Origin of the sequence: Mesorhizobium sp. M4A.F.Ca.ET.090.04.2.1 (assembly GCF_003999085.1) — a bacterium.
Taxonomy (GTDB): Bacteria; Pseudomonadota; Alphaproteobacteria; order Rhizobiales; family Rhizobiaceae; genus Mesorhizobium.
In genome coordinates this window covers 1-11545 of record NZ_RZOT01000145.1, presented here as the reverse complement: position 1 = coordinate 11545, position 11545 = coordinate 1, and the positions used below count along the sequence as shown (strand labels likewise).

General features: G+C 63.1%; 12 protein-coding genes and 1 pseudogene. 6 read left to right on the top strand and 7 right to left on the bottom strand.

Annotated features, from left to right (window positions below):
* The first annotated feature begins 311 nt into the window (after positions 1–311).
* Both EN781_RS12745 and EN781_RS12740 read left to right on the top strand, forming a co-directional pair.
* Positions 312–626, top strand: coding sequence for a metalloregulator ArsR/SmtB family transcription factor (locus EN781_RS12745; protein WP_126057165.1), 315 nt, complete (start codon positions 312–314; stop codon positions 624–626).
* Between the two features lie 2 nt (positions 627–628).
* Complete coding sequence (locus EN781_RS12740) at positions 629–1108, top strand: SRPBCC family protein (protein ID WP_126057164.1); 480 nt, start codon at positions 629–631, stop codon at positions 1106–1108.
* A 79-nt stretch (positions 1109–1187) separates the two neighbouring features.
* Here EN781_RS12740 and EN781_RS12735 read toward each other — a convergent pair whose 3' ends face one another.
* The 6 genes and pseudogenes from EN781_RS12735 to EN781_RS12710 form a co-directional block, all read right to left on the bottom strand.
* Positions 1188–1799: a class I SAM-dependent methyltransferase gene (locus tag EN781_RS12735; protein ID WP_126057163.1), complete on the bottom strand. Its 612-nt coding sequence runs from the start codon at positions 1797–1799 to the stop codon at positions 1188–1190.
* A 12-nt stretch (positions 1800–1811) separates the two neighbouring features.
* Positions 1812–2627 carry a sterol desaturase family protein gene (locus EN781_RS12730; RefSeq protein ID WP_126057162.1) on the bottom strand — a complete coding sequence of 272 codons (816 nt, stop codon included), beginning with the start codon at positions 2625–2627 and terminating at the stop codon, positions 1812–1814.
* 95 nt (positions 2628–2722) lie between these two features.
* The gene (locus EN781_RS12725) at positions 2723–3778 is read right to left on the bottom strand and encodes an AraC family transcriptional regulator (protein ID WP_127400039.1); all 1056 of its coding nucleotides are present in this window, start codon (positions 3776–3778) and stop codon (positions 2723–2725) included.
* Positions 3779–3868: 90 nt separating this feature from the next.
* Positions 3869–4183: pseudogene (locus EN781_RS12720) on the bottom strand (MFS transporter); the annotation flags it as partial.
* The gene (locus tag EN781_RS12715; RefSeq protein ID WP_245492590.1) at positions 4159–4701 is read right to left on the bottom strand and encodes an MFS transporter; all 543 of its coding nucleotides are present in this window, start codon (positions 4699–4701) and stop codon (positions 4159–4161) included. The pseudogene EN781_RS12720 and the gene EN781_RS12715, both read right to left, overlap by 25 nt.
* Positions 4702–4774: 73 nt before the next feature.
* Entirely contained in the window at positions 4775–6169 is a 1395-nt protein-coding gene (locus EN781_RS12710) for an FAD-binding oxidoreductase (protein WP_126057160.1), read from the bottom strand.
* A gap of 109 nt (positions 6170–6278) precedes the next feature.
* On the opposite strand from EN781_RS12710, the gene EN781_RS12705 reads away from it, so the two are divergent.
* Positions 6279–7184, top strand: coding sequence for a LysR substrate-binding domain-containing protein (locus tag EN781_RS12705; protein ID WP_127400038.1), 906 nt, complete (start codon positions 6279–6281; stop codon positions 7182–7184).
* Between the two features lie 196 nt (positions 7185–7380).
* Here EN781_RS12705 and EN781_RS12700 read toward each other — a convergent pair whose 3' ends face one another.
* Positions 7381–8190, bottom strand: coding sequence for a class I SAM-dependent methyltransferase (locus EN781_RS12700; protein WP_126057158.1), 810 nt, complete (start codon positions 8188–8190; stop codon positions 7381–7383).
* A gap of 138 nt (positions 8191–8328) precedes the next feature.
* Here EN781_RS12700 and EN781_RS12695 point away from each other — a divergent pair, with 138 nt between their 5' ends.
* Genes EN781_RS12695 through EN781_RS12685 form a run of 3 tightly spaced genes read left to right on the top strand, consistent with a single transcriptional unit; the run spans position 8329 to position 11340 of the window.
* Complete coding sequence (locus tag EN781_RS12695; protein ID WP_126059279.1) at positions 8329–9438, top strand: ABC transporter substrate-binding protein; 1110 nt, start codon at positions 8329–8331, stop codon at positions 9436–9438.
* A complete protein-coding gene (locus EN781_RS12690) occupies positions 9428–10507 on the top strand; it encodes an iron ABC transporter permease (protein WP_126057157.1) in 1080 nt (359 codons plus the stop codon). Before EN781_RS12695 ends, EN781_RS12690 begins: the two co-directional genes overlap by 11 nt.
* Positions 10501–11340, top strand: coding sequence for an ABC transporter ATP-binding protein (locus EN781_RS12685; RefSeq protein ID WP_127400037.1), 840 nt, complete (start codon positions 10501–10503; stop codon positions 11338–11340). The genes EN781_RS12690 and EN781_RS12685 overlap by 7 nt, the downstream gene beginning before the upstream one ends.
* The last annotated feature ends 205 nt before the right edge of the window (positions 11341–11545 follow it).

Genomic DNA, 11545 nt, shown 5'->3' with positions numbered 1-11545 from the left:
TGCCAAACGCGCTAATGCCGAGTGCGCCGACAGCCACACTCATTCACATTGGTGGGACGTCCCTACGCCAGCCCGTCATCGCGGCAAAGCCAAATGAGGCGAAGGCCGAACTGAACTGACGGGCGGTAGTGACCGGCCGACGCCGCCGTAGCCGTCGGGACCGAACAGTCGGAGCGGCAGCGCCACCAAGGATGTTCATCGAGCCGAGACCGCCAATCCAGCGTTCCGAGTTGGTTTCGAAATCGAGACTGGCTGGAAACTCTATGAGGATCCAGTTGACATTTAACGCGTGAGCCGATACTAACACGTTAGTGGAAACTAACTTAAACAGCGGCTGGACGGCTCTCGGCGACACGACGAGGCGCGCGATCTTCGAGATGCTGGTCGAACACCCGAGTTCGGTGACCGAGTTGGCAAGCGCTCTGCCGGTCACCCGGTCCGCGGTTTCGCAGCATCTGAAGGTACTGAAGGATGCCAGGCTCGTGGTCGACACACCCGCCGGCAAGCACCGCATCTATCGCGTCGATCCCGATGGGTTGGCGGCTTTGCGCGCCGACCTGGACCGGTTCTGGATAAAAACGCTCGCGGCCTACAAGGAAGCCGTGGAGCAGCAGCCAAAGGAGTGATGATGAGTACGCAAGCAGCAGATACAATCGTCAGGCATTCGATCGTGGTCGAGGCACCGATCGAGCGCGCCTTCAAAGTCTTCACCGAGGACTTTGGCAAGTTCAAACCCAAGGAGCACAATCTGCTCCGTGTACCCATCGTCGAAACGGTGTTCGAGCCGCGCGTCGGTGGAAACATCTATGATCGCAGCGCAGACGGCAGCGAGTGTCGCTGGGCGAACGTACTGGCCTACGAGCCGCCGCACCGGCTGCTGCTTAGCTGGAACATCACGCCGCAATGGCGGCTGGAGACCGATCTCAACAAGACCAGCGAGTGGGAAGTGCGGTTCACCGCAGAGGCCGCCAACCGCACGCGCGTCGAGTTGGAGCACCGCAAGCTCGAGCGCCACGGCGCGGGTTGGGAAGGCGTGCGCGATGGTGTTGCGGCCGATCAGGGCTGGCCGCTCTACCTGCAGCGATACGCCGACCTGTTTGGTCGGTGACTCATGGATGAATGAAAGGTCCGCACTGGACGGTGCGGACCTTGCAGATCGGCTGCCATGTCGCAACGTGGGTTCGGTTCTACGGTACGGCGCGGCCTTCGTACATGAAGACCATCGGCCTTGGCCCTTTCGCATAGCCTGTTTGAAGATGCCCGATCTTGAAGCCCGCGCTTTCGATCAGGGTGCGGATCGGTCGGTTGAGATGGCAGCCGCCGCCGATGCGCTTCCAGAACGGCGTCAGGCGATCCTGCCAGCGTTGAACCGACGCTTCCGGCGAGAGGCCGTGTTCCACGAACAGGAGTTGCCCGCCTGGCTTGAGTACCCGCCGCATTTCGCCAAGCGCCTGGCCGGCGCCGTGGATCGAGCAGAGCGTCCAGGTTGTGACAACGGTATCGATGGAGTGACTGTCCAACGGAATTTCCTCCGCCGAGGCCTCGATGAGATTTGCTGCGCAAGTACAATGCCTGGCGGTATGCCGGGCCATCGCCAATAGCCGCGGTGACGGATCAAGGCCGATCACGTCGTGCACGGCGGCAGGATAGAGTGGCAGATTCAGGCCTGAGCCAATGCCGATCTCGAGCACGCGTCCTTCCGCGGCCGAGAGCACGCTGTGCCTGTAAGGCAGCAGTTCACGGTTGGTCATTGAGCGGTGCACCAGGCGCGGCAGCAGGACATTCTGATAGAAGCCCACGGTCCTGTCCCTTCAGTTCGCAGGTCGCCGGGTGCGCAGCGCGCAGCGTGTGACCGCACGCTGGAATTCATCGTAATAAGTTGGGTCTTCCGTTCCCATGAGCTTGTCCCACCAGGTGAAATAGAGTCCGAAATTAGCGCGGGGCCGCGCATGGTGCAGGTCGTGATGTGTGACCGTGGCCATCCAATCGAACAGAGGGCGGCCCTCCCGGTTGGCGGGAAATATCTCGTATCCGCTGTGGCCAATGGCGTTTCTGAGCATCATGTGCGCGGTGAAGATGAACGCGGCGAGCACACTGGTCGGCATGATGGCCATGAAGAGCAGAAGGAACACCGCATTGACGAAGGCTTCGCTGGCGTCGAAGGCATAGGCGGTCCACGGTGTCGGATTGTACGAACGGTGGTGGAGGCGGTGGAACCACCGGAACAGTTTTGGGCGATGCATGAACCAGTGGGTCCAGTAGAACCACGCATCGTGCGCGACGATCAGCGCGACGACATTGATGGCGAAATAGGCCCACCCGTATTGTCCTGGGTCTTCATAGACCGGGAGCCAGCCAAGATTGGCCAGAATGGCGATCGTCAACCCGACCAGGGAGAAAATCACGACGGTCCGGAGCGACGTGAGAATTTCGCGGATGATTTGCCGCGCTTGCGGTGTCTCTTGGCGAATCTTGCGTGATGCAAGCCGCGCCGAAAGGAGCACGTTGATCAAGAGAAACGTCCCGCCGGCGCCGATCAGGTAGCGATAGAGATCGCTCTGCAGGATCACCGGATAAATGTCGGCTACGAAGCGCATGAGCGGCGCGACGGTTAGGGCGTCAAGCATTGGGCAAGCCTCCGGTGTTGGACAGCCAGGACTACCGGAGGGCGTTCGCCGCGGCTTCGCACCAGGAGAAGCCGATAGGAAAAACTGGATTTCGATCAGAGATTTTCGGAATCGATGAGCTTGCCCAGCGCATCTTTTCGAAACTGCGACGGCGTCGTGCCCGTGCGATCGCGAAATGCCCGGTTGAATGGCGCGAGCGACGCGTAGCCGACGCCAAAAGCGATCGACACGATCTGCTCGCGCACGCGGTCCGGGTCGGCAAGCCGCCGCCGGGCCTCATCGACGCGATGCTCATTGATGAACGCCGAGAAGCTTCTGAAACCGAGCCCGGCATTGATCAGCCGACGAAGGCGATGTTCGGGCACGCCAAGGCGCCCAGCCAATTGGCCGAGCGATAGCTCGGCCTCCAGGCACACCCCGTCTGCGACGGCACGCTTCAGACGCTCCAGTTCGATGCGCTCGGCGGGCGAGAGCTCGCTGACGCTGACGGCCGGCCGGGAGGGCGCCTCGAACAAATCCAGACGCAGGGGTACCAGCCATGCGGTGAAGACGAAGGAGAGCGCAAACAGCATCACGGCCTGCGCGAGCGTCGTCCAGCTGGGAAGCGGCGCGAACATCGCATAGATCTCGCCGGCCGCAATGAGGACGGCCGCCAGCGGCAGGACGATGGCGAGCGCGATGCGGAAACGGCGCCGGGAATTGACGAGATCATTACGAAAATCCTGAACGGCCATCCACACGATATGTGCAAGCAGAGCCACGAGCACCACCTGATGCAGGACGGTCTGGACGCCAGCAAGCATTGGGCTGTTGCCGTGGCCAAGCAGCAGGATCGCGACCAGAACGACGCCGGGTAGCGCGTAAGCGGGCGACCAGACAAAGTCGTCGCGGAAGAGGCCGATTGCGAACCACCACAGGAAGACGGGATTGAGGACGGCTAGCAGCAAGGGTATCCAGTGAGCATCGCCCAGCATCCCGGGCATGCCCGGTGCGGACAGCAAAACGTAGCTGGCGACTCCGAGAGTGAGCAGGAGGCCGCTCAGTGTCCCCGCGCGCACCGGCCGTAGTCTGACAAACTGAAGGGCCAAGAGCAGGTTGAGGGAGATCGCGCCGCCCCGCAACATCAAGTCCAAAATGCCCGCTCCGTTCATACCGGCAAGTAAACGCAGTTACGCCGACAAGGCAACGCGATCCGGTTGGGGGTTAAGCGGTTTGCTTGAGTTCCAGGCGGCGCCCGGCGCTCACGCGCGGCGTTCGTTCATCAAGAGCGCCACGACGACGCCTGACAGGAAGGTCAGCGCAGCAACCGCGGTAATCGCCGCAGCCAGACCGAAGAAGTCGGCGGCCGAGAGCGCGCCGATCGCATAGCCAAGATCGCGCCAGAAACGGTAGACGCTGAGTGAGCGGGCGCGCCAGGAGGGATGCGATGCATCTGACACCGCAGCGATCAAGCTCGGATAGACCATCGCAGTGCCGAGGCCGAGCAGCACACTGGCGAGCAGCCACCAGGCGAACTCGCCTGTCGCGGCGGTTAGGAACAGAGCCACCGCCTGCACCCGGCGGGCGGCGCCTGCGGAGCTTGATAGATGAAGGCAATCAGGCCGATGGCGACGACAATCAGTATCGCAACGGCGATGCCCACAGCGCTTATCCCGAAGGTCGTCCCGATTGCTGGCAGCAGCATCAGAGCGATCGCGATGCCCGCTGGCCATGAGTTGATGTAGATGGCCATGGCCGTTGCGAGTTCCCGGCCGGCAAACCAGTCGGCGACCATCTTGGTCATCAGGACGTTCAGCAGAACGCCGCCAGTGCCGCCGATCAGTCGGCCGCTGATCTGCAGGCTCCAGGGCGCAGACGACGTCATCAGCGTTTCACCCGCCAGCATCATCAGGAGGCCGGCGAGCACGGTCGCCCTGTCGCCATAGCGCTGGCCGATGGTCGCGCCGGGCAGGGCCAATGCGACCCCCGGTGCAAGATAGAGGCCGATCAGGATGCCGATGTCGGCCAGGCTCGCACCGAGGCTATCGCTGACAAGGGGCGCGACGGCGCCGACGCTCTGGAATTGAAACGCCATTGCGGCGCGGCCGATAAACAGGACAGCAAGGATCGTCCAACGGCTGCGCACGGCTCCTCCCGAATAGTCCGAACTATTCAGGCCTGATATTCTGGTTCAGTCGGAAGAAATTGGTCGGGTCGTATTGCTTCTTGACTGCTGCCAGGCGCGCATAATTTTCGCCGTAGGCATCACGCACGCGCTCGTCACCCTCATCACCAAGATTGTTGGCATAGACGCCGCCGGTGGAGAATGGTCTGACCGCGTTCCATAGGTCGCGCGCCCAGCGCATGTTTGCCTCGTCATCGGCCGGATCGTCCCAGATGGCGATCGGGAAGCAGTCGAAGGCCGCATCGCGATTGGCGTAGGGCGAGTGCGACGCGGGCACCCGGGCGATCGCGCCGCCGACCTGCTGGAAAACCAGCAGGGACCAGTGATTGGGAGCCTTCGCGTAACTGTCGAGCAGCGCATCGATCGCTGCATCGCTGATCTCGTGCAGGAACTGCGCCTTCCAGTAATAGCGTCGTCCGCGTGGAAAAAGGCTGTCGGCCGCCGATTGAATCTGAAGATAGGGAACGGCCTGCAGGCGGCTTTCGACGGGGGACCCGAATGTCATCATCGGTTCGATGACCGGTTTGCCCGCCTCGGGTGCGCCGACATAGCACGCCGAGATGCTGAAGCCACGGTCGCCCGACGGCAGTGTGACGAGCGCGGCGTCGACGCTCAACTCGTCCGGGGCGCCACGGGAGAATTTGTCGTAAAACCGCATGACCTCGCGCGCATGATCATAGGCGTGAAGCACCGAGCCCACGAGAAGGGCCGGGCCAAGCGGGTGCAGCCGGTATTCGAACGCCGTCACTATGCCGAAATTGCCACCGCCGCCGCGCAAGGCCCAGAACAGTTCTGGATGCTCGTGGGCGCTTGTTCGCAACAGCCGCCCGTCGGCCGTGACGATTTCGGCCGCGATCAGATTATCGCAACTCAGGCCGTGCTTGCGCCCGAGCTTGCCGAAGCCTCCGCCGAGCGTCAGGCCGGCAATACCGGTGTCGCCGTTGACGCCCATGGTTGTCGCAAGACCGTACGCCTGTGTGGCGGCGTCGAACTCGCCGAGATTCAGGCCGGCCTCGGCCCTGACGATGCAGCGCTCGGGATCGACGACAATTTTCTTCATGCGGGATAGATCGATCACCATGCCATCGTCGCACACGGACAGGCCGGCGACGTTATGGCCGCCGCTGCGCACCGCCACGACGAAGCCCTGCAACCTGGCGTAGGTCACGGCATGGACGACGTCACCGGCATCGGCGCAAAAGACGATTGCGGCGGGGCGTTTGTCGATCGCCCCGTTCCAGACCTTGCGCGCCTGGTCGTAGGCAGTGTCCGTCGGCAATACCAATTCGCCTCGCAGACCTCGGCGCAGTTGTTCGACCGCCACAGTCTGGGAATGGGATCGGCCCAATGGCGCGTCGGCCTTTCGTGGGATCTCCATCGCTGTTCTCCCGCCGTTCGAACAACGTTACGGTCTCACACGGTCCAACCTTCTGCAAAAGCGAAATTCTCGGCTGCTGGATGAGAAGAATTCATCTAGGCTGCCGCGCATGACAAACCGCCCGCCGCTGCGCGCATTGCACGCCTTTGAGGCCGCCGCCCGGCACGGCAGCTTCAAGGCCGCGGCGGTGGAGCTCGGCGTGACGCCGACGGCGATCAGCCACCAGGTCCGCTTGCTGGAAGAGATATGCGGTCGCAAGCTGTTTCAGCGCCGGCCGCGCCCGCTCGTGCTGACGAGCGCGGGAGCGCGGCTGTTTCCGATCCTGCGCAACGGCTTTGATCTTCTCGCCGGCTCGCTTGCCGCGGTCGCCGAGCCCGATTTTCAGGCGCCATTGCGGGTAACGAGCCCGAACGCTTTCGCGAGTCGATGGCTCGTGCCCCGGCTGCCGAAATGGCGAGAGGCCAACCCGGCAATACCACTGGAGATCATCGGAACGGACGCGGTACTCGATCTGCGCGCCGGCGCCGCGGATGTAGCGATCCGCTATACGCGTCGCCCGCCTTTGCACTTTGCCGCGCAGGAGATATGCCGCGATTCCTTCTTTCCGATTTGCAGTCCCCAATTGTTGGCAAGCGATGGGCGGCTGATCGAGCGCGCCGCCGATCTCCTGCGTTATCCTTTGATCCACTTTGACTGGATGAACCGGGATCCGGATGCTCCCACCTGGTCCCGGTGGCTGGCGATGGCCCGATCAATCGATCCGGAGTCAATCCCGGACAAAGCCTGGGATTTGAGCTTTCGCGAGGAACTGCATGCGATCGACGCGGTTGTCGCCGGGCAAGGCATTGCGATCTGCAGTGATATTGTGGTCGGCCGCGAACTGGAAAACGGCTCTCTCGTCAAGGCGCATCCAATGTCCTTGCCGGGCTACAGCTTTTATGTCGTCTGGATGCACCACAGTGCCCGATCCGCGGTTATAGAATCCTTCCTGGGCTGGATGAGAACCGTCATATGAGACCGTCCAACCCGCGCGCCGTGGGCGGGAAGGGAACAAGTGGCTGTTGTTGCCGCCGGTGATGTAGCGCTAGGCGGTCCCATACGGACTGGGAGCGAGCGGAAGGACTGCTGTCAGGATTAGACAGACAGCGAGATCGATCGATTTTTCGATGCCCTCGCAACGTTGCGAACACCGCAATTTCGACGTTTCATGGTTAGAGACGGGACCTGAAAGCTCGCGCCGGCTTGGTCGCGCAGATTGCATAGCGATGCTGCATCGAGCGTTCCAGCGCCTTGAGGAAGTTCAGGTGCCGCGCCTGTGCGCGATGAATCGCGCCGAGCCGGATGTCGACCACAGGCACCTCGAAGCCAGCCTCCGCAAGAAGCGCGCAGACCTCGTCCGCTTTGGCGCCGCGCGAAAAGTGGAGCCGCGACAGGATGCTGCGATGGCGGTCCATCATCGCCTGGTCCAGAGCGCCGGCCGCCTCGACCGTTGAGCCGGGCAGTCTCTCCAAGATCCTACGCAGACGGGCTGCCCAGGTCTCGGATACGAAGTCACCATCAACTATCAGCAACCGTCCGCCGGGCTTGAGCAGCGAGAACCATTCGGCGAACGCCGCTCGCGGATCGACCAACGTCCAGACGAGATGACGGGTGACGAGGACGTCGTAGCAGTCCTTTTCTTCGAGCGTGCGCTCCGCGTCGCCGAGCAGGAACCGGATGCCGCTTTCCCTTTGCGTTGCCTTCGCACGCGCCTTGGAAAGCATGGCCTCTGACCAGTCCAGTCCTGTCACGGCGTAGCCCAAGTCGTACATGAGATGGGATACAACCCCGGTGCCGCAGGCGAGATCGAGCGCGCGCCGGCGGTTCCCGGCGCCCAGGTGCTTGAGGATCAGCCTGTGCCAGGCTCTGCGCTCCCGCTCGGAGAAGATCTCATGCCCCACTGAGACGTCGAAGGTCTCCGCACGCGCCGACCAGTAATCACGTATTTCGTCCCGCAGCGAATAATTGGCCTCGCCCACCATTCCAAACCCTTGTCGTGGTGCCCAGTCTGGAATGGCTCTAAAAGATATTTCTTGAGATTTGAAGTCATCTTTTATAAGCCGCCTCTGACAATCCACCTAAGAGAGGGCGTGATGACTTTTGGAAGGATCGCGACGGGGATGATGGCGGCCGCTATCGTTGCCCTGCTGACGCTGGCCGCAAGGGCGGAGATGGTGAAAGTGACTGACGTCACCGGCCGAGAGATCGAGGTGAACGTTCCGGTCGAGAGGGTCATCCTGGGCGAAGGCCGGCAGGTCTATCTCGTCGCGGCGCTCGACGCCGAGGACCCGTTCAAGCGCATCGTCGGCTGGCGCGAGGATTTCAGCCAGGCGGATCCAGACAACTACGCCGCCTACCTCGAGAAATTCCCCAGGATGGCAGAGATTCCCACCTTCGGTGGCTTCAAGGACGGCACCTTCGATGTCGAGCAGGCCGTCTCGCTTAAGCCAGATGTCATCCTGATGAACATCGAGTCGAAGCAGGCGACCGAGGACGCCAAGTATATCGAGAAGCTCGCCTCCGCCGGCATTCCGCTCGTCTATGTCGATTTCCGCGAGCGCCCCTTCATCAACACCGAGCCCAGCATGCGCCTCTTCGGCAAGCTGTTCGGCAAAGAGGAGCGCGCCGAGGAGTTCATCGCCTTTCGCGCCGCCGAGATCGCCCGCGTCACCGACGTGATTGAGAAAGCCAAGCCGGCAAGGCCCAAGGTCTTTATCGAGCGTGCCGGTGGCTATTCGGAAGACTGCTGCATGAGCTTCGGCGATGACAATTTCGGCAAGTTCGTCGAGATGGCGGGCGGCGACAACATCGCTATGGACATCATTCCGGGCACGTTCGGCACGCTCAATCCCGAACAGATCATCGCCTCGAACCCGGATCAGATCATCGTCACTGGCGGCTGGTGGGAAGCCTATGTGCCGGGCGGCGCCTGGGTCGGTGTCGGCCCCGGCCGCGACGAGGCCGAGGCGCTGCGCAAGCTGAAGGCGCTGACCGAACGGCCGGCGCTGACTGGCGTGAAGGCCGTCGAGAACGGTCAGGTGCATGCCATCTGGCATCAGTTCTACAACAGCCCCTATCAGTTCGTCGCCATCCAGCAAATGGCGAAGTGGCTGCATCCGGATCTTTTCGCCGACCTCGACCCCGAAGCGACCTTCAGGGTGCTGCACGAGAAGTTCCTGCCGGTCGCCTACAGGCCGGGCCACTGGGTCTCGCTGACCGATGTCGATTGAGACGACGGCCGCCGGCGCCGCGGTCGATCGCACCGAGGGACGAGGGCGTTATCGCGCCCTCGTCTGGCGACGGCAGATCATTCTCGCCGGCCTTTGCGCCGCCCTGCTCTTGAGCCTCTGCGTCGACCTTGCGGTCGGTCCAGCTCGCTATGGGCTCGGTGAGGTCGTGCGGGCGCTTCTTGCTCCTGATACGGTGCCGCAGCAGGTGCGCGTGGTGCTCTGGGAAATCCGCATGCCGGTGGCGCTGATGGCCATCGTCGTGGGAGCGGCGCTCGCCGTGGCCGGCGCGCAGATGCAGACAATCCTCAACAACCCGCTGGCGAGCCCCTTCACGCTCGGTATATCAGCCGCCGCGAGTTTCGGCGCAGCACTTGCACTGGCCTTCGGCGTGAGGCTCATCCCCGCCGCGGTCGAATATGTCGTGCCGATCAACGCCTTCGTGATGGCGATGCTGGCGGCGTTCCTCATTCACATGCTGAGCGTCAAGCGCGGCGTCAGCGTGGAGACCATCGTGCTGCTCGGCATCGCGCTGGTCTTCACCTTCAACGCGCTGCTCGCGCTCGTCCAGTTTTTCGCATCGGCGGAAGCGCTGGCGGCAGTCGTCTTCTGGACCATGGGTAGCCTCACCAAGGCCACCTGGCCCAAGCTCGCCGTCACTACATTCATTCTCCTCGCAGTTTTGCCCATTTTCGCGCGGCGCGCCTGGGCGCTGACGGCGCTGCGGCTGGGCGAAGACAAGGCAGCCAGCTTTGGCGTCAAGGTCGGTCGCTTGCGGCTGGAGACGCTGATGCTGGTGACTCTTCTCGCCGCCATCCCCGTCGCCTTCGTCGGCACCATCGGCTTCATCGGCCTCGTTGGTCCGCATATCGCACGGATGGTCATCGGGGAGGACCAGCGCTTCTTCCTGCCCGCGTCGGCCCTGTCGGGCGCGCTGATCCTGTCGGCGAGCTCCGTGGTCAGCAAGTCGCTCATCCCCGGGACAGTCTTCCCGATCGGCATTGTCACCTCGCTCATCGGCATTCCGTTCTTCATCTCGCTCATCCTGTCCAGCGCGAGGCGCTCATGGTGACGATCCAGCTCGACGCGCTCGGCGCGCGCTACGGCAAGAGTCTTCGGCTTCGGGATGTGACCACACCTGCGTTCGAGGGCGGCGACATCGTGGCCGTGATCGGCCCGAACGCGGCCGGCAAGTCGACGCTCTTCAGGCGCATCTCCGGGCTTCTGCACGGACCGGGCCAGGTGCATGTCGACGGTGCGTCCCGGGGGCGGAATGCCATCTGCTACATGCCGCAGGACACCTCCGCCAATGCGGTGCTCACCGTCTATGAGTCGGCGCTGCTCGCCCGCAAGCAGGGAATGGGCTGGTCTGTGGGCGACGATGATCTGGCTTGCATCGACGAGACTCTGGCGGCGCTCGGCATCGCCGACATCGCTTTCCGCAATGTGGGCGAGCTTTCCGGCGGCCAGCGGCAGCTCGCCAGCCTGGCGCAGACGCTGGTGCGCGAGCCGGAAATCCTGCTGATGGACGAACCGACATCGGCACTCGATTTGTCGCGGCAGGTGGAGGTGCTCGGCCTCATGCGGGAACTTGCCCGGGCGCGAGGCATGGTCGTGCTGATCGCCCTGCACGACCTCAATCACGCCCTGCGCTTCAGCGATCAGGCGATGGTCATCGCGGATGGCCGGCTGGTCGCATGCGGGCCGTCGCCGGACATCATCACATCCGATCTGCTCCGGGATATTTATCACGTCGACGCGCGCGTCGAGCCGTGCTCGCGCGGCATCGGCCACGTCATCGTGGATGGCGTGGCGGATGGGCGTCGGACGGTCGTTATGTCGGCAGCGGAAACTGAATCCGGGATCCGGAGGAGATTCGAAGCGGCAGCCGTTCCGGCCGCATGACGGCAACCGCATTACGCCGCTTGCAGCGAACAGGTCGCCGTCACCTGCCCCTATTCGGCCACTGGCTCAGCAACTCGATGGCCCGTCGGTTGCGCCGCCAAGCAGCCTGACGTTGAGCCGGCCGCCGGTGAACAGCATGTCGTCCAGGGCCTCGGCCAGATCCTCGGGGGTCACCACCTCTCCGTCGCCACGCATGATGCTGGTC

Bases quoted from the DNA above. Each gene is read 5' to 3' on its own strand.
- EN781_RS12740 (WP_126057164.1), top strand. From the start codon at position 629: ATGAGTACGCAAGCAGCAGATACAATCGTCAGGCATTCGATCGTGGTC.
- EN781_RS12730 (WP_126057162.1), bottom strand. From the start codon at position 2,627: ATGCTTGACGCCCTAACCGTCGCGCCGCTCATGCGCTTCGTAGCCGAC.
- EN781_RS12725 (WP_127400039.1), bottom strand. From the start codon at position 3,778: ATGAACGGAGCGGGCATTTTGGACTTGATGTTGCGGGGCGGCGCGATC.
- EN781_RS12715 (WP_245492590.1), bottom strand. From the start codon at position 4,701: ATGGCGTTTCAATTCCAGAGCGTCGGCGCCGTCGCGCCCCTTGTCAGC.
- EN781_RS12710 (WP_126057160.1), bottom strand. From the start codon at position 6,169: ATGGAGATCCCACGAAAGGCCGACGCGCCATTGGGCCGATCCCATTCC.
- EN781_RS12705 (WP_127400038.1), top strand. From the start codon at position 6,279: ATGACAAACCGCCCGCCGCTGCGCGCATTGCACGCCTTTGAGGCCGCC.
- EN781_RS12700 (WP_126057158.1), bottom strand. From the start codon at position 8,190: ATGGTGGGCGAGGCCAATTATTCGCTGCGGGACGAAATACGTGATTAC.
- EN781_RS12695 (WP_126059279.1), top strand. From the start codon at position 8,329: ATGATGGCGGCCGCTATCGTTGCCCTGCTGACGCTGGCCGCAAGGGCG.
- EN781_RS12690 (WP_126057157.1), top strand. From the start codon at position 9,428: ATGTCGATTGAGACGACGGCCGCCGGCGCCGCGGTCGATCGCACCGAG.
- EN781_RS12685 (WP_127400037.1), top strand. From the start codon at position 10,501: ATGGTGACGATCCAGCTCGACGCGCTCGGCGCGCGCTACGGCAAGAGT.